The following is a 16,944-nucleotide window of genomic DNA, read 5'->3' as shown; positions in this document are numbered from 1 at the left end:
TTACTAATCATTTGAAATTATTCTTACTTAAATATGTTTCAACTTATTCAAATATTCAAGGTGTTCCCATGAAAGGTATGTCCAATGTTGATGTTTATGCAATTTGTACAGAGTTAAATGAAGTTCTAAAAAATGCCCGGGTAGACAAAGCATTTCAACCCACAAAAGACACTATTATAATACGATTTCACGTACCTGGTAAAGGACGTGTAGATGTGGTATTTCAGGCAGGTAAAAGACTGCATGTAACCCAATATCCGCTCCCCAATCCCCAAGTACCGCCTTCATTTCCCATGATGCTCCGTAAATATTTGAAGGGAGGCAATGTTAAAGAAATTCGCCAATACAACTTTGACCGAATAATTGAATTAGAGGTCAGCAAGGAGCAGAAATACACCATGGTCATCGAGCTCTTTGCCCAAGGAAACATAATACTTTTAAATGAAGAACAGAAAATCATTCTGCCACTTAAAAGAAAACTGTGGACTGATCGTAAAATTTCCTCTAAAGAAGAATATAAATATCCTCCCCAAAAAGGTATCAATCCTTTAAAGGTCGACCGTAAAAATATATTGGAAAAATTTGAAAACTCAAATACGGATGTTATAAGAACTTTAGCCAGGACAGGATTGGGTGGAGTATATGCTGAAGAAATAATAGCTCGGACCGGTCTTCAGAAGGACCTGCAGGCCAGTGAAATTAAAGAAGAAGAAATTGATCTAATCTACCAGAACATTAAGGATCTTTTTGGACCCCTTAAAAGTAGAGAATTTTATCCGCAGATAGTTTCTGATGGTGCAGAAGATGTTCTGCCCCTTAACCTGAAAATTTACGAAAATTATCATAAAAGGAAATTTGAAAGTTTCAATGAAGCAGCTGATGAATTTTACAGCAGCAAAGTCCGTGCCGATATTAAAAAGGTTCAGGAAGATGTTTGGGGTGTGGAAATCGGCAAATTTGAAAAAAGATTGAGACTGCAAGAGGAGACACTTGAAAATTTCAAAAAAACAATTAAAGAATCTAAAAAGAAAGGAGAGTTACTCTATTCTAATTATCAAGATATTCAGAAGATTCTGGATATTATATTAAAGGCACGAGAAACTCATTCATGGCAGGAAATTATTTCAAAAATCAAATCCGGAAAAAAAGAGGGAATAACTGGTCTGGAGATGATAGAGTCCATTGACAAACTGGGTAACCTCATATTAAAAATAGATGGGGTCTCCATAAGAATAGATGCATTATCCACCATCCCTGAAAATGCTGAAATTTATTATGAAAAGGCTAAAAAAGCCAAAAGAAAGATTAAAGGAGTAAATATTGCAATTGAAAAGACCAAAAAGGAAATTAAAAAGGTTAAGGATAAAAAAGAAATTGCCATGGAAAAAATCACTTTACCCCAAAAAAGGGTTAAAAAAGAGTTGAAATGGTTCGAGAAGTTAAGATGGTTTTTATCATCTGATGGTTTATTGGTAATTGGGGGAAGGGATGCCAATACCAACGAAATGGTGGTAAAAAAGTATATGGACAATAATGATTTGTATCTTCATTCAGATATTCACGGCGCGCCTTCAGTGGTAATAAAAAAAGGAGAAGGAAAAATATCTGAAAGTACTATTAAGGAAGCTGCGGTATTTGCTGCATCTTTTTCCAGTGCCTGGCCCAAAGGTTTAGGTTCCTTGGATGTGTACTCAGTTGACCCTGAACAGGTGTCTAAAACACCCCAATCTGGTGAATTTGTGGCTAAGGGTGCATTTATTATACGGGGCAAAAGAAATTACCTGAGAAATGTTTCCCTTTTAATATCTGTAGGTTTAGTGGACTATGAAGGTAAACGTATAATGGCTGGTCCTACTGATGCGGTTAAAAAATATACTGATAATTATGTTACAATTAAACCAGGGTACATGAAAAAGGAAGCACTGGCACGGGAAATACTGCGAAAAATTGATGATGAAAGAATTTTAACCACTGAAGATGTGATAAGGGTGCTGCCCTCTGGAAAGGCAGACATTGCAAAAAATTAAAAAATTATAATATTCCATTTTACAGGTTAAATATTGATTAATGACATTTAGTTAATGTTTGGATATCTCTTTTTCCTTCATTTTCTTTTTAAGTAAAAAATTGATATCTATCACATATTTTCCTTCTTCATCAGACACAATAATGGAATCTTTTTCAAGTAGTGGGGCTAAATTAACTTCATAGATTCCAGGTTTTTTAACCATTATGGTTTCAATAGAATCCTTCTTTACTTCTTCTATCTTTTCAACCTTTCCATCACTCTTGAATTTAAAATATTTACTGCCACACTTAGGACAGCCATTTAATATTTCTTCAGCACTTCCTTTAAATTTAGCACCACATTTAATGCACTGATGCACCAGAATCACCAATACTTGCGATCATTGATAAAAAGTTGGACTTCTTCTTAACAGTTCTCATTACATTGGCTGGGCCAATTATAGTTAAACCAACAGTCTTCTTTTTAGAAATTCCAAAGAATGACTTTTTATCTTTTTCCAGGGTGTATATATCGATTCCTACAAAGTTTTCTACATCAATTTCTCTCATTGTAGATTCAATAAGTTCTGCTTCTTCTTCAGGAGTCAAGCCGCCCTCAATTACTAGCAAGTCACCATTTTTCACTCGATCAATAATCATTGATATTTTTTCCATACTCGTACGTGATTGAAGCGCGTCCGATGATAGAAAATCCATTTTTAATCCTTCCATATTAAAACCCCACATTATTTGAATTTTTTAACCATAGCCATGTAAAGTGCGCCTGTATTTTCACCATGTAAAGCAGAAATTGGAACCACCGTGTGTTGAGGAAATACAGACATTATGCGTTCTGGTAAAGATTCAGGTATATCAATCTTATTGGCCACAATAACGAATGGAATATTTCGGGCTTCCAGATTCCCAATTATAGTGATATTAGCTTGAGTTAAAGGATCTTGAGTTGCATCCATAACTAAAAGAACACCGGTCACATCATCTAACCATTTTATTGCTTCGATTATGCCTTTTGTTGCTTCTTTTGCCCTGTCTTTTGCTTCTGATTCGGATAAGCCAAATTCTAAGAAATTTTTATAGTCGACTTTAGTTGCAATTCCAGGAGTGTCTATGATATCGAAATCCAACTCTACTCCATCTTGCTGAATAGTAACCTTCTCCTGACGATAAACATTCCTTGTTTCGTGAGGTATTTCCGATACCAATCCAATAGGTTTACCAACCCAGTCCTCAGCCATTTGATTAGCCAGTGTTGTTTTTCCAGAATTTGGATGACCATAAAGACCTATCTTTAATTTTTTATCTTTACCCATCAATCGTTTTAAAAATCTTATGAAAAAATTACTCATATTCACCACTTTTATCTTCTTTAACTGATTAAAATTTATTATTATATTTATTAAAGATATCTTGATTCCTTGTATATAATTGTAATTATTTAGAATAATGTAAAATCATTCATGGTAGGATTGATTAGGTTCCAGTATCACTACTTTAACTTCTGGATTTTTTACATGTACCCTTTCCACAAATTCTTCAGGATCTTGTTTGATTACTGGAAAGGTATTATAATGAATGGGCACTACTGTTTTGGGATTAATCCATTCTACTGCAAGAGCTGCAGTTTCTGGTCCCATGGTATAAGTATCTCCAATAGGTAAAAGAGCCATATCTGGTTTATATATACCTCCAATAATGGTTTTCATGTCACCAAAGAGTCCCGTGTCTCCAGCATGATAAATTTTTTGACCATTTTCCAGTTGGATTATGTAGCCAGTTGCACTTCCACCAGGACCCATTTCTTCGATGAAATCCATGCCCGAAGAATGTTGGGCGTTAACCATGGTTATTTTGAGATTGTAGATACTTATGCTTCCACCAATATTCATTCCAATGGTATCAAAGCCCTGTTTAGAAAGATAAACTGAAATTTCATGATTTCCAATCACCACTGCGCCGGTGCGATTGGCAATTTCCATGGTATCTCCAAAATGATCTGCATGTCCATGAGTCACCATTATGACATCTGCTTTAAGTTCCTCTACAGGTACTGGACATGAGGGATTGTTGCTTATAAATGGATCGATTAATATTCGCAGTTTTTCTTCGGTTTCTAGTTCAAATGCTGAGTGTCCCAACCATCTTAATTTCAAGTAGTTTCCTCCAAGGTTACATCAGTAGATAACTCCCATGCTTCACCGAATAATTTTTCAATCTCAGAGATGGAATTTTTGTCTTTATAAATTACTCCAACCTCAAAACTCTCGTATATAGGATCAGTAGAAATTATGAGTCCATTGGTATCGTCTGAGACCACTGCAACAGTGTGTACATGGGGCATGGTTCTTATTTTAACATTATTTTCCTGTAATACTTTAATTAGTTCTACAGAGGCGTCGTCGTCAAGGCTGGCCTCCTGGATAATCATTTTACTGTCGGTATCCATAAATTTCTTTAAAATTCCCACATCGATATTTCTAACCCACGGATACATCATTATTATCTTATTTTCTGCCTTTAAAATAGTTTCCTTCATAGCATCCTGAACATCTGCAGCATCAAAAGACCATATTATATTAGGTTCCTTGGACTCAGATTTTATCTTATTTAAAGTTCCCCGGAATGATTCTAATCTTTCTTCGATGAGATCTTCTACATCATTAACATTTTCAATGTAATTTTGTTTTAATTTATCCAGCCTTTCTTTCACATAATGTTCATCATCTTTATCCGTATCCTTAGGAACAGGTGTTATAGGTTTTAATTTTTGTCCAGGAACTATTTTAGGCTTTTTAGATGTTTTAGGTTTGTCTGTAGCAGTAGTAGATTTATCTTCAGCTTTCGTAGCTTTAACCTCTTTTACAAAAGATTTTTCCCCAACTTTAACAGGTTCAACTTTTTTTGCATCAGATTTATCCTCAGCTTTGGCCGGTTTAACCTCTTTCTTAACCGGTTTATCCCCTACTTGGACAGGTTCCATCTCCTTTCTTACAGGTTTTTTGTCAGATTCTTTTTTAACGTCTTCTGGTTTTTTTGAACCTCTTAATCGTGACAAATCTATTAATGGTTTCTTTTTAGGTTTTTCTTTAACCTGTTCTGGAAGTTTAACAGATTCAGGTTTAACAGATTTTTTATCCATTTTTGGAACCTTCTCTTTAACAGCAGTTTCAGTTTTAATCTGTTCTTTTATTTTAGTCTTAACTTCTTCTTTCTCTTTAATCCGGGCTTTAACCTTGTTTTTTGCCTGAATTTCTTCTTTTACACGCTCTGCACTTTTAGAGGATTTTCTTGCAACTTTTTTAACTGATTTCTTATCCGTTTTTGCACTTTTTGGTACTTTTAACTGGGATAAATTAACATTAGACCCGAAGATAATCAATAACATAAATCCTAGAACAGCAGCACACAGTCCTAAAAAGAAAAACAAAAAATTAGGTGGAGTACCAAAACCAAAAGTCATAGCATAAATTCCCGCAACAATCAACAACGCCCCGAATATTGTAATGATTAAATTGATCATCTGATGCCTCCAATGTTATATTAACTTTTATTATTTAAATTTTTTTAGATAAAAATTTTAGAAATAAAAGCTAAAATGCTTATCCAGTTAAAAATTCTTCAAAAAATCCCTTTTTTATATAATTCAATTTTAAATAATATAATATTTATACATTTTGTGAATTTTACTATATTCCATCTTTATCACATTAAAAAAGAGGATTTTGATTTTTTATTATAGCTTTCACTGGAAAAATTGCCGGAAAAAGTATCGAAGAATATAAAAGATAGTTCATACTAATAAATTGTTATAATATAAGTTAATAATATTTTTTGGGGTTTCAAAATGAAAATTTTAGAAGATGAGAAGGGACAAGGCGCAGCCGAATATATATTATTATTTGGTGGTGTGATCGTAATTGCAATTGCAGTTTTATTGATATATAATAGTTATTTTGTTGGTAGAAGTCCTTACAACACACAGGAAGATTTGAATATTGTTAGAGCTAATGTATCAGAAAGTGCAACCAATAATGGTGGATAAATAAATTATAATTATTTGTTTTGAGAATATAATTGTGATAGCTGGATTATTTGAGTTAATAATTTACTAGAATCTTCTTTATTAGCTAAAGCCCAGATAAATTTTTCTTTTAAAGTTCTTTTCTGTTCTAACTCTTGAGAATTAATATAATGAATGACGTCATCAAAAATAGTATTATTAATCTTAATATCGTATTTTTCCAGATAATTTTTTTGTTTTAAACTTTTTAAGCGTCTACAGAAAATTTTTTTAAGTTTAGAATGAGCTTTTTTAACAGTTCCAATATTTTCAGACTCCAATTTCTTAAATAATATCTCTATTTGAATCTGTTCAATTTTAAGGGAGCCAAAAATCATTCCATCTGGTTTTAAGGATTGAACCCTTTTCATACCACCATATATGCTCAAATCATATCCAACTACATCTATTTTTTCATCTCTTAAAAGTTTCACTAACACTTCATTAAGCGTTTTATCGGAAAAATTTTTGTTATAAACTTCTTTAAGTTCTGAAGTTATCTCTTTCTTTGATAAATTCTTATCTTCCAGTAGCTCTTGCACTATATTTTTTAAGTTAGATTTTTTGGGCATGTAAAACACTTTTATTTATTATATGTGATAATATGCACAAATACACTATTAATAATTAATGTACTTGTGATGAAAATAATATGTTAATAAAAAGTTTTAAGATAACGAAGTAAAACCTATAACTTATGGATAAAAAAGCTAATAAATCAAACTTGATTCTACACAAGGTATATTTATATAATATTAAAACAATAATTAAATACAATAAATGGAGGTGAAAAGTATGAAGTTTTTAAAAGACGAAAGTGGACAAGGAGCAGCAGAATATATCTTATTGTTTGGTGGTGTAATTGTTATTGCAATCGCTGCATTGTTAATATATCAAACCTACTTCACCGGACAAGATTTAGATGTTAACGAAGATATAACTAATGTCAGAGAGACTGTTAGTAGTAACAGAACATAAAACCTTTAAATTATATGGGAATATGATGTTGATTGATGAAAAAGCTCAAATAAGTGCTGAAATGATTTTATTAGTTGGAGCTATACTAGTATTAGTAATAGTTGCAGGAACATATATATTTGATATATCCAGCTCAATTGCAGGAAATATAACTGATGTTATAGACTCTGCAAGAAATTCAACAATCAACAAAATGTAAATTATTTATTCTTTATTTCCCATATTGTTACTTTTTTATTTTTGTATTTTATCTTAAAATTGGATGTATTAACTCTTTCAATTACCAATTTTGTAAAAACCGAATTCTCAAACCTTTTATCCACAACAACACACTTATCCCAATCCATAACCATAAAAACACAAAAATCACTACTATTATTTAGATAACGCTTATTCACCACACCATCATCCACAACAACCAAACAATAAGGTTCCAATCCATTCCAAAAAACCTCATCATTCCCTTTATCCCAGACAAAACCATTACTACTATTTACAAATTTTTTATCCACAAAAAGATCACCAACAGAATAAGTGAAATTACCACCAACACCTTTATTAAAATCCCATTCACCATAATAAAAATTCCAATACCCACTATCCAACATCCTATCCGTAGTAACAACAACAAAAGGATTAGGACTAGAAGGATGAGTAAAACTCAAAATCCGCTCCGATTCCACCAAACTAAAACCATAATCCCCCTGCAAAACAACCAACGCCTCATCCCGATCCAAACCCAAAACACTATTCAAAACCTCCACACTCTTAGAAGTATTACCCGTATACCCATCCAAAACCAACCACGCCTCATCACCACTGGAACTAAGCATCCTAAAAATACCCCCAGACAAACCATCACCCTCCCAAAAAGCCCTACAAACCCAATAGTTCCGAGCAGTACTCGGTGAAAGATTACTAAATCTAAATGAATGAGTACTTTTGTAAAATCCTCTTATAGGTAAAGTTTCAATGTATGCAGATCGACCATCAAGCAGAACCGGACGATCTGCCACAGCAGTGAACAAGTGCCCTAAGTCCCATGCAGAAACTATTACCGTGTTATTCGAGGTATTGTCATTGATCCATGTAGCACTATTCCACAAATCATCATGAGCTCGTGGAATAAAAGTAGATACATTACTATGAACATTGAAAACCATTGCCGTAATTAAAACTAAAATTAAGATTAAATATATGTTTTTGATCCATTTTTCTCTTATGGATTGGATATTAAAAAATTCAAATCCAAAAGCTACAGTTATGCTTGAAATAATCACTAAGGGAGTGATTAAAAACATTAAAAACCTTGCACCTTCTTGGAGAGCCAGTATTCCAAAAATAATCCATAAAAAAACAAAGGAATAAAATAATTTTTCTTTTTTATTAAGAAGAAATTTATTATTAGTCACTATTTTTCTTTTTCTTAAAAAAATTGGGATTAATAAAGCTCCTAAAATAGTTAAACCAACTAAAACTGGACCTAAACCTAAAACTATATCATTTAAAGATGGTTTTCTCAACTCTGCAATAGAAATATATGTATTAGGCCATGGGTGCCATGAAGTGTTAAAAAATTTTAATTTTAGTAACTCAATTGGCCCAAAAAAAAGTCCATATACATTTATAGCACCGCTAAAAAGGTAAATTAGAAGTAAAGATGTGGTAAAAAATATTATAAATATCTGCAAAGTATTTTTAATAGATTTACGTTGGATGGCATTGTATAAAATAGTAGAAATAACAAAAACAAATAATAAATAAAATATATACTGCCAACCATTCCAAGCCATTGAAAACAAGAACATTGACCCCGCAGCTAAAACCGTGCAAAAAATCCTTTTTTTATAATTATCATCAAATGCCTCAAAAAGGAGTAATACAATTAAAATTGGGAAAAGAATATTGAACATATCTGTATCAAAAAAACCAGGTACGGTTCTAGAAAAATAAAATGGTGTTGTTACAATTAAAATACCTGCAAAAAGTCCGCCCAACTCATTTGAAAATTTTTTTACAAGAAAAAATGCAGGTATTCCTGCTATAGGAGCAATAAATACCGGTAACCAAAAACAAACCACAAGTAAAGGTATTTCCCCCAATATGTTTATTAATTTATAAAAGAAAGCAGTTATATAAACAATTAAAGGGGGATAATCCATAGGAACACCCGGAGGATAATAAGAATGTGAATCCCATTCTACACTCGCTATAAACGTATCACCTGTATACCCATTCTCGAGATAATTTTTCGTAAGTCTGTAGTTATAATATGAATCTAATTCATACATATAAGGTAAACCATTATCATCCTGGTAAAAAGATTTTTGATCATCAGATAAGCCTTCAAGATTAGTAGAATTAACTCTAAGTGTAAAACCAATCATAAAAATAACTAAAATAAATATAAAAGTCCTCAAAGACTCATTTTCAAAAAATTTAATTATTTTTTTAGAGAACATTTTCAGTTTACCATTCCACTACTTTTAAAATGTATTTTAATTTATCATTTTTTAAATTCCCATATTGTTACTTTTTTATTTTTGTATTTTATCTTAAAATTGGATGTATTAACTCTTTCAATTACCAATTTTGTAAAAACCGAATTCTCAAACCTTTTATCCACAACAACACACTTATCCCAATCCATAACCATAAAAACACAAAAATCACTACTATTATTTAGATAACGCTTATTCACCACACCATCATCCACAACAACCAAACAATAAGGTTCCAATCCATTCCAAAAAACCTCATCATTCCCTTTATCCCAGACAAAACCATTACTACTATTTACAAATTTTTTATCCACAAAAAGATCACCAACAGAATAAGTGAAATTACCACCAACACCTTTATTAAAATCCCATTCACCATAATAAAAATTCCAATACCCACTATCCAACATCCTATCCGTAGTAACAACAACAAAAGGATTAGGACTAGAAGGATGAGTAAAACTCAAAATCCGCTCCGATTCCACCAAACTAAAACCATAATCCCCCTGCAAAACAACCAACGCCTCATCCCGATCCAAACCCAAAACACTATTCAAAACCTCCACACTCTTAGAAGTATTACCCGTATACCCATCCAAAACCAACCACGCCTCATCACCACTGGAACTAAGCATCCTAAAAATACCCCCAGACAAATCATCACCCACACAAAAAGCCCTACAAACCCAATATTCTCTTGGACTATTCTGGGATCCTCCGTCGATGGTAACTGCCCTATTGGCATAAACTGGGAAAAAGTATCCATAACTCCATTCAGAAATAACCACTGTATCCAAAGTGGTATTAGATCTTATCCAGTTTGCAGCATCAACTAAATCATCATTTAAAAAAGGATCTAAAACTAAATTCCCATAAGGATCAATAATTGGAGGTAAAATAATTATGAATATGAAAAATATAGAAAGTATCTTACCCAATTTTTCATTATTTTTTAAATTGTACAAACAATCTACAAACAATCCTATAAATATTCCAGCACTGATAATTAATGGGGGGATTATCATTAAAATAAATCTATTACCCATTGTGATAAAATAAGCAGCCATAGCTATCCATATTAAAAGTAAAAGATAAATAAATAGATTCATATTCCTCAAAAATTTAGTTAAAAGATTTTTATGTATAAAATTTATAAATAGTAAAATCATTCCAATTAGCCCTGAAACAAATAAAGTAATCCCAATTAAAGATATTATTTTTAATATTGAAAATTTTTTAAGTTCCGATACTGATGAATAAATACTAGGCCATGCAGACGAATTGTCAAATATATTTAAAAAATTAAATGGAATAAAATCTAAAATTGAAATTCCCTTGAAGATTAAAAATAGGGGTACACTTATTAATAATATAATAAAAATATAATAAATGTTATTTATTTTCTCATTCATGAACTTCTGTGCAATAATATAGGTTAAAAATGCAAAAAATATTATGCATAACATAAAAAACCAGCCTTTCCATGAAAAAGCGAATGTCAAGATGGAAATTGCTGCTAAACTAGAAAATAGTATACTTTTTCTCTTATTATCAGTTAGAACTGCCTCAAAAAGGAGATATGTAATTAACAATGGAAAAAAAACAGTGAAAAAATCAGTATCAAACCAACCCGGAACTGTTCTAACAAAGTAAAAAGGGGATAGAACTGTTAAGATTCCTGCGCTCAGTGCCCCCCAATCATTAGTAAATTTTCTTACAATTAAATAAGCTATTATTCCAGAAATAGGTGCAATAAATGCTGGGATCCAAAAGCATATAATAATTAATGGTGTTGCACTAACCAAGTTTACAATCTGGTAGATAAAAATAACTAAAAATACAATTAGGGGAGGATAATCCACAACTCTACCAGGAGGGTAATATGATTTCAAATCCCATTCTTTGCCATTTAGAATAATATCCCCCATGATTCCATTATTCAAATAATTATCAGCTAAACGATAATTGTAGTAAGAATCTATTTCATACATGTAAGGAAGGCCATGTTCATCTTGGAAATAAGAGTTATCAGAGTTAGAAATTCCAAGTAAATCTGTAGATATGATTCTAGGAATAAATCCAATAAAATAAATAACAATTATAATTGATAATATTGTTATAATGTCCCTTTTTTCCATATACTCACATTTATTAATTGAATAGTAGTAGATTTTTTTTGATAAATAGTTAAACCGATTAAACGTCACATAATGTTCATTTATAAACAATATTATTTAATTTTGTAGTTTAAAAGATTAAAATAATTTTAAATAATGATTGAATTTTTAAGTAAAAAGGATTTAAATTATTCCTACAAGTTTCAATTATAAAAAAGTTTTAATAAATTAAAAAATTAATTTAATCAATATATTAAGATCAAGAATAAAAGATATGACTATAAAATGTATTTTATTTAAACCAAAATTTCAATTAATTAGCGTATCTATTGGCACTATATTATTTTTATCCTTGATATTATTTATTGGATTTAATCTCATCCCCAAATTTTCAAAAATTCTAATATACGATTCTTTTATTTATTATCAAATGTCGTTATCGCCATTTAAATCAACATTAGCACCATACACCTACCGCATATTAACTCCACTCATTGTCTTCTTACTCCCACTAAAGAAATTGGCTGGATTTTTTCTCATAAATACTTCCTCTCTTTTCTTGACTGCGATCGTGTTTTATTATTATATGAAAAGGTTAAAGTTTAATTCATTAATTAGTTTTTTAGGAGTTTTAATATTTCTTTCTGCTCCAACAGTTATTTACTCTCTTTATGACATCGCACTGGTAGATAATTTATCTTTTTTATTCATTGCTTTAGCATTTTATTTTATTTTAAGCGAAAGAGATGGGTTATTTTTCATTGTTATGCTTATAGGAATTTTGAATAAAGAAACAATACTTTTTACTATACCGCTCTTTTTTTTGTATAAGTTAGAACAAGCTAATTTAAAAATTGCATTAAAAAAAACATTTTTAATATTAATACCAATCCTAATTGTTTTCTTTGTTATTAGGTTCCATTATGGATTTACAGATTATTTCTCATTAAATACTATTAATAATATATTGATCTATCATTTAACTGCAAATAATATGTTTAAAAATCCTTATTTAGCATTTGGAACTTTGTGGATCATGTTTTTTTATGGTATAAAATATATTGATAATAGATTTCTGAAAAAATCTCTTTATATTCTGCCTTTAATATTCCTGCAAATTTTGATTTCTACGGATATTTATAGAGTTTTATTCATTGGTTTTCCAATAATAATTCCTGTCGGCTTATATATCTTTAAAAGAAACAATATATGGATAAATTCGATTTTAATATTATTTTCATCAGTAATGACAATAATATATGTATCATTAATCCCCTTAAACGGGTTTTTATTTGGATTGTTGACATTACCTTTAGAAATAATAATTTTAACTGCATTAATATTAGCAACTGGTTCTAATAAGATAATTAAAAATAGATGTTAGTATTTATTTTTGGTATAATCGCCATCAAAACACATTGTTCAGTATTTCCAGTACGATCCAGTACCCCCTTAGTAAAATAACTTATGGCCCCAGTTTTTTCTCCCAAATTATCCACACCAGTTACTTCATCCATTACATCTCCCACTTCCTTACCACTAAGAACCTCTTTGATCACAGTAGGTGGATATTCAAATCCAGCACTAACTCCAATTGTTACCTTTTCACCATCATATATAGCGCACCACTGCAGATCAATATATCCTGTTATAGTGTGTGGTGTTTCCATTAGACCCGATTCTATACCTACACCTAAATCATAATCTGAATTGTAAGCATTTTTAGCCCGGTTTATAGCACCTTCAATGGTTTGATCAATTCCAAACGGTTGTGACGGGACTTGAGAATCCACGTCTGCTGAATCAATTTCTACTTCCCCATAAAGTTTTTCTAATACATTCTTCGTTGCTTTAACCTTTACTGGATTTTTTGACCCCACGACCACTTTCATATCTTCACCTTTATAATTATTCAAAGCTTTATGGTTTTTTATCTAATATTTTGCCTTCAAAGTTGATTTCGCCTTTCCTTATACGTGTTGAAGATATTGGTTCTCCATCTTCAGCAAAAACAGTATCAATAACAATAACAGCTAACGGCTTCATATCTTTCTCTTTACGAATTTCATTGATTTTATAAGCCGTGCTTTCAGTTTCTCTACTTACCACAATTGCATCAAATGTATTATCATATATGGTTGTACCATATGAGTTAGTTAATCTCATTACTTCATATTTTTTTGGATAATCTTTTAAGAAATTTTTTAGATTGGTCATCCGGGCTGCACAGGATTCAACATCCCCCTTTTGCCCACCAAATTCAGTGGAGGTGACACCAATTATGACCTTTTCACCAATCTGAAAGGCTGTATTGAGTAATTGTTCATGGCCCTTATGGAATTTATCAAAGGTACCGCCTACAGCAACTTTTTTATAGTTTAATTGCATTATTTTTGTTTCCTAAATTTTTTTTAAATAGTGATGGTTTAAATTAATCCTAATTTTTAGATATTTTGATTATATGGTTAAATCAAATTATAATCATTATGCTAATTGAACACAATGTAGTGCAAAAGGATCCCCGCAAAGTGGATGTGAGATTTGCCTCATGTTATCCTAACCTCTACAAAACAGCCATGTCATCCCTTGGTTATCATATCATTTATGATTTTCTAAATTCCAGAGAGGACGTATACTGTGAACGAGTTGTTTATCCTTATCACAAAAGTTTAGAGTCCAACACTCCATTAAAAAATTTTGACATCATAAGTTTTTCACTGCAATATGAACAAGACTACTTCAACGTCCTATCCATGTTAAATAAAGGAAACATACCTATTAAATGTGGTGATCGTGCCTCTAGAGATCCTTTTGTAATTGCTGGTGGCCCGTGTGCAACAGCAAATCCTTTACCCATGACTAAATTCGTTGACCTTTTCATTGTTGGTGAGGCCGAGGTAATTCTAGACGAAGTACTGGATGTGTACATGGAATTGGATGATCCTAGAAAGAATATTGAAGCTTTTATGGATATTAAAGGGGTTTATGTGCCGGATAATCCTGTAAAACGGAATATTGTTAAGGATGTGGATGATGCCTGCCATCCAGTAAGGCAAGTTGTTCCAGAAACATCGGATAAAAGGTTTATTCCTGCCTTTGGCCATGCATTTTTACTGGAAGTATCCCGGGGCTGTACCAGGGGCTGTAGATTTTGCATGTCGGGGTATTTATACCGTCCCCGTAGAGAAACTTCACTTAAAAAACTGTTAAAAATTGCTGAAAAAGGAAGAAATGCCACTGGATTAAATAAAATTGCATTAATAGGTGCTGCAGTTTCTGACTACTCTAAAATAGATGAATTATGTGAAAATTTACTAGAAATGGATTTCAATTTAACCACACCTTCACTGCGAATTGAAACCGTTACAGAGAAATTAATAGATTCTCTAGGCAAAAGCGGTCTTAAAACTGTAACACTGGCTCCTGAATCAACATGTTTAATTAGGAGGAGTTTAAACAAGGACATCAGCGATGATAAGCTTTTTAATGTCAGTAAAATGGTTTTTGATAAGAATATGAACATTAAATATTATTTTTTAATTGGCACTCCTCATGAGTCACTGGAAGACTTGAAGGAAATGTTAGAACTGATTAATAATCTTAGAAAAATTGCCCCTAAAAAGAATATGGTTAAGTTAAGTTTCAATCCCTTGATTCCCAAACCCCACACTCCCCTCCAGTGGGAAAAGTTTAACTACGATGATGTTAAATCTAAAATAAGTTTTATTAATAAGAATTTAGGTTATAAATCCTTTAAAATTGAAAATCTTAAAGGTGCATTTATCCAGTATATTTTATCTGTGGGAAGTAGCAAACTGGGAAATCTTATTGAAAAATCATGGCAATCCCGAATAAACCTAAAAGAATGGGAAAAACATGAAAAAACCATGATGTATAGCCTGGAAAGTGAATTACCCTGGAAAAATATAGATGTTGGTGTTAATAACGAATTTATTAAAAAAGAATATAAAAAAATGTTTAAAGGGGAAATGACTGGGTGGTGTGAAGAATATGGCTGCTATAAATGTGGTAGTTGTATTTAATTAATTTCATTAGTATATTTGAAAATAAATTTTATAACAAAAATATTTAATTAAAGTCATTTTGATTATGTAAAAATAGTTATGAAGGTGATTAAATGTTTAAACCATCAAAGAGAGTTAGTTCAATTGATCTTTCAGGTATTAGAAAAATGTTTGAACTTACAACAGAAGATACTATTAATTTGGGTCTTGGAGAGCCTGATTTTGATACTCCACCCCACATAATTGAAGCAGCAAAAAACGCTATGGATGATGGATTTACTCATTACACGGTAAATAAGGGAACTATGGAGCTTAGAGAGGCAATATCAGATAAACTGAAAAATGAAAATAATATAAATTCAGATCCAGAGTCCATTATAGTAACTGTTGGAGCTAGTGAAGCCTTGCATATGTGTACCCACGTTTTAGTGGAACGCGGCGATGAGGTTTTAATTCCGGACCCGGGTTTTGTCTCCTACGGTGCATGTGTAAAGCTTGCTGAAGCTGAACCTGTTCCAGTTAAATTAGAAGAAGAAAATGAGTTTAGAATGACTGTGAACGATGTTAATGAAAAAATTAGTCAGCATACCAAAGCTATCATAGTCAATTCTCCAGCTAATCCAACTGGTAGTGTAATGGAAAAATCGGACATTCGAGGTATTGCTGAATTGGCAGATGATCATGATTTTCACATAATTTCTGACGAGATATATGAAAAGATAATTTATGAAGGCAAACATTACAGTTTTGGTGAATTCTCAGATAATGTGATTACTATAAATGGTTTCTCTAAAACTTATGCCATGACTGGTTTTAGGATAGCTTATGCTGCTGCAGAAAATGAGATTATTGAGGAATTACTAAAAATTCATCAATATAACACTGCGTGTGCCAGTTCCATTTCACAAGTAGCTGCACTGGAAGCATTAAGAGGTCCTCAAAATTCTGTTCAAAATATGGTCTCTGAATTTGAAAGAAGAAGAGATCTTATCCTAAAACGTTTAAGAGATATGGGAATTTCCTGCGTTACACCGAGAGGTGCATTCTACGTATTTCCCCACATGGAGAATGCAGGAAAATATGTGGAAAATGCACTGGAAAATGGAGTTATAGTCGTTCCAGGTGATTCTTTCGGAGAATATAGTACTGATTATGTTAGAATGTCTTATGCCACGTCTTATGAAAAGATAGAAGAAGCTATGGATCGTCTTGAGTCATTAAAACATTAAAGAATAAGA

17 protein-coding genes are annotated in these 16,944 nt (G+C 31.7%); 7 read left to right on the top strand and 10 right to left on the bottom strand.

Annotated elements, in window-relative coordinates; translation table 11 throughout:
* Nucleotides 1-68: 68 nt before the first annotated feature.
* Nucleotides 69-2,027: a hypothetical protein gene (locus CIT01_08615; protein AXV38257.1), complete on the top strand. Its 1,959-nt coding sequence runs from the start codon at nucleotides 69-71 to the stop codon at nucleotides 2,025-2,027.
* A gap of 51 nt (nucleotides 2,028-2,078) precedes the next feature.
* Here the strand turns inward: CIT01_08615 and CIT01_08610 are convergent, their stop codons facing one another.
* The 5 genes from CIT01_08610 to CIT01_08590 form a co-directional block, all read right to left on the bottom strand.
* Nucleotides 2,079-2,387: a hypothetical protein gene (locus CIT01_08610; protein AXV38256.1), complete on the bottom strand. Its 309-nt coding sequence runs from the start codon at nucleotides 2,385-2,387 to the stop codon at nucleotides 2,079-2,081.
* A complete protein-coding gene (locus CIT01_08605; protein AXV38255.1) occupies nucleotides 2,371-2,739 on the bottom strand; it encodes a hypothetical protein in 369 nt (122 codons plus the stop codon). The genes CIT01_08610 and CIT01_08605 overlap by 17 nt, the downstream gene beginning before the upstream one ends.
* 14 nt (nucleotides 2,740-2,753) lie before the next feature.
* Complete coding sequence (locus CIT01_08600) at nucleotides 2,754-3,374, bottom strand: GTP-binding protein (protein ID AXV38254.1); 621 nt, start codon at nucleotides 3,372-3,374, stop codon at nucleotides 2,754-2,756.
* A gap of 105 nt (nucleotides 3,375-3,479) precedes the next feature.
* Nucleotides 3,480-4,178, bottom strand: a complete 699-nt coding sequence (locus CIT01_08595) for a metal-dependent hydrolase (protein ID AXV38253.1) — start codon at nucleotides 4,176-4,178, stop codon at nucleotides 3,480-3,482.
* Nucleotides 4,175-5,545 carry a hypothetical protein gene (locus CIT01_08590; protein ID AXV38252.1) on the bottom strand — a complete coding sequence of 457 codons (1,371 nt, stop codon included), beginning with the start codon at nucleotides 5,543-5,545 and terminating at the stop codon, nucleotides 4,175-4,177. The genes CIT01_08595 and CIT01_08590 overlap by 4 nt, the downstream gene beginning before the upstream one ends.
* A 324-nt stretch (nucleotides 5,546-5,869) precedes the next feature.
* Between CIT01_08590 and CIT01_08585 the strand changes: the two genes are divergently transcribed.
* Nucleotides 5,870-6,067: a class III signal peptide-containing protein gene (locus CIT01_08585; protein AXV38251.1), complete on the top strand. Its 198-nt coding sequence runs from the start codon at nucleotides 5,870-5,872 to the stop codon at nucleotides 6,065-6,067.
* Between the two features lie 11 nt (nucleotides 6,068-6,078).
* On the opposite strand, the gene CIT01_08580 is transcribed toward CIT01_08585, so the two are convergent.
* On the bottom strand, nucleotides 6,079-6,657 hold the full coding sequence (locus CIT01_08580; protein AXV38250.1) for a hypothetical protein: 579 nt from the start codon (nucleotides 6,655-6,657) through the stop codon (nucleotides 6,079-6,081).
* Between the two features lie 223 nt (nucleotides 6,658-6,880).
* Between CIT01_08580 and CIT01_08575 the strand changes: the two genes are divergently transcribed.
* Both CIT01_08575 and CIT01_08570 read left to right on the top strand, forming a co-directional pair.
* Nucleotides 6,881-7,063 (top strand): class III signal peptide-containing protein, encoded by a 183-nt coding sequence (locus CIT01_08575; GenBank protein AXV38249.1) that lies wholly within the window; start codon nucleotides 6,881-6,883, stop codon nucleotides 7,061-7,063.
* A gap of 25 nt (nucleotides 7,064-7,088) precedes the next feature.
* Entirely contained in the window at nucleotides 7,089-7,262 is a 174-nt protein-coding gene (locus CIT01_08570) for a class III signal peptide-containing protein (GenBank protein ID AXV38248.1), read from the top strand.
* 1 nt (nucleotide 7,263) lies between these two features.
* On the opposite strand, the gene CIT01_08565 is transcribed toward CIT01_08570, so the two are convergent.
* Together CIT01_08565 and CIT01_08560 are read right to left on the bottom strand one after the other, a co-directional pair.
* Nucleotides 7,264-9,525, bottom strand: coding sequence for a hypothetical protein (locus tag CIT01_08565; GenBank protein AXV38247.1), 2,262 nt, complete (start codon nucleotides 9,523-9,525; stop codon nucleotides 7,264-7,266).
* A 44-nt stretch (nucleotides 9,526-9,569) separates the two neighbouring features.
* Nucleotides 9,570-11,702, bottom strand: a complete 2,133-nt coding sequence (locus tag CIT01_08560; protein AXV38246.1) for a hypothetical protein — start codon at nucleotides 11,700-11,702, stop codon at nucleotides 9,570-9,572.
* A 565-nt stretch (nucleotides 11,703-12,267) separates the two neighbouring features.
* Between CIT01_08560 and CIT01_08555 the strand changes: the two genes are divergently transcribed.
* Nucleotides 12,268-13,065 (top strand): hypothetical protein, encoded by a 798-nt coding sequence (locus CIT01_08555; protein ID AXV38245.1) that lies wholly within the window; start codon nucleotides 12,268-12,270, stop codon nucleotides 13,063-13,065.
* Here the strand turns inward: CIT01_08555 and yjjX are convergent.
* Together yjjX and CIT01_08545 are read right to left on the bottom strand one after the other, a co-directional pair.
* Entirely contained in the window at nucleotides 13,049-13,573 is a 525-nt protein-coding gene (yjjX, locus tag CIT01_08550) for an inosine/xanthosine triphosphatase (GenBank protein AXV38244.1), read from the bottom strand. The genes CIT01_08555 and yjjX overlap by 17 nt on opposite strands.
* 28 nt (nucleotides 13,574-13,601) lie before the next feature.
* Nucleotides 13,602-14,069: a phosphopantetheine adenylyltransferase gene (locus CIT01_08545; protein ID AXV38243.1), complete on the bottom strand. Its 468-nt coding sequence runs from the start codon at nucleotides 14,067-14,069 to the stop codon at nucleotides 13,602-13,604.
* A gap of 98 nt (nucleotides 14,070-14,167) precedes the next feature.
* On the opposite strand from CIT01_08545, the gene CIT01_08540 reads away from it, so the two are divergent.
* Both CIT01_08540 and CIT01_08535 read left to right on the top strand, forming a co-directional pair.
* Nucleotides 14,168-15,724 (top strand): radical SAM protein, encoded by a 1,557-nt coding sequence (locus tag CIT01_08540; protein AXV38242.1) that lies wholly within the window; start codon nucleotides 14,168-14,170, stop codon nucleotides 15,722-15,724.
* Nucleotides 15,725-15,819: 95 nt separating this feature from the next.
* Nucleotides 15,820-16,935, top strand: a complete 1,116-nt coding sequence (locus CIT01_08535; protein AXV38241.1) for an aspartate aminotransferase — start codon at nucleotides 15,820-15,822, stop codon at nucleotides 16,933-16,935.
* Nucleotides 16,936-16,944 lie beyond the last annotated feature (9 nt).

The sequence above is a fragment of the Methanobacterium sp. BRmetb2 genome, assembly GCA_003491285.1.
In the GTDB taxonomy this organism is placed as follows: Archaea; Methanobacteriota; Methanobacteria; order Methanobacteriales; family Methanobacteriaceae; genus UBA117.
The sequence above is the reverse complement of the archived record's forward strand: the minus strand, read 5'-3'. Positions and strand labels throughout refer to the sequence as shown.

Coding starts and splice junctions, on each gene's coding strand:
- CIT01_08615 (AXV38257.1), top strand. CDS start 69: ATGAAAGGTATGTCCAATGTTGATGTTTATGCAATTTGTACAGAGTTA.
- CIT01_08605 (AXV38255.1), bottom strand. CDS start 2,739: ATGGAAGGATTAAAAATGGATTTTCTATCATCGGACGCGCTTCAATCA.
- CIT01_08600 (AXV38254.1), bottom strand. CDS start 3,374: ATGAGTAATTTTTTCATAAGATTTTTAAAACGATTGATGGGTAAAGAT.
- CIT01_08590 (AXV38252.1), bottom strand. CDS start 5,545: ATGATCAATTTAATCATTACAATATTCGGGGCGTTGTTGATTGTTGCG.
- CIT01_08585 (AXV38251.1), top strand. CDS start 5,870: ATGAAAATTTTAGAAGATGAGAAGGGACAAGGCGCAGCCGAATATATA.
- CIT01_08580 (AXV38250.1), bottom strand. CDS start 6,657: ATGCCCAAAAAATCTAACTTAAAAAATATAGTGCAAGAGCTACTGGAA.
- CIT01_08575 (AXV38249.1), top strand. CDS start 6,881: ATGAAGTTTTTAAAAGACGAAAGTGGACAAGGAGCAGCAGAATATATC.
- CIT01_08570 (AXV38248.1), top strand. CDS start 7,089: ATGTTGATTGATGAAAAAGCTCAAATAAGTGCTGAAATGATTTTATTA.
- CIT01_08565 (AXV38247.1), bottom strand. CDS start 9,525: ATGTTCTCTAAAAAAATAATTAAATTTTTTGAAAATGAGTCTTTGAGG.
- CIT01_08560 (AXV38246.1), bottom strand. CDS start 11,702: ATGGAAAAAAGGGACATTATAACAATATTATCAATTATAATTGTTATT.
- CIT01_08555 (AXV38245.1), top strand. CDS start 12,268: ATGAAAAGGTTAAAGTTTAATTCATTAATTAGTTTTTTAGGAGTTTTA.
- yjjX (AXV38244.1), bottom strand. CDS start 13,573: ATGAAAGTGGTCGTGGGGTCAAAAAATCCAGTAAAGGTTAAAGCAACG.
- CIT01_08545 (AXV38243.1), bottom strand. CDS start 14,069: ATGCAATTAAACTATAAAAAAGTTGCTGTAGGCGGTACCTTTGATAAA.
- CIT01_08540 (AXV38242.1), top strand. CDS start 14,168: ATGCTAATTGAACACAATGTAGTGCAAAAGGATCCCCGCAAAGTGGAT.
- CIT01_08535 (AXV38241.1), top strand. CDS start 15,820: ATGTTTAAACCATCAAAGAGAGTTAGTTCAATTGATCTTTCAGGTATT.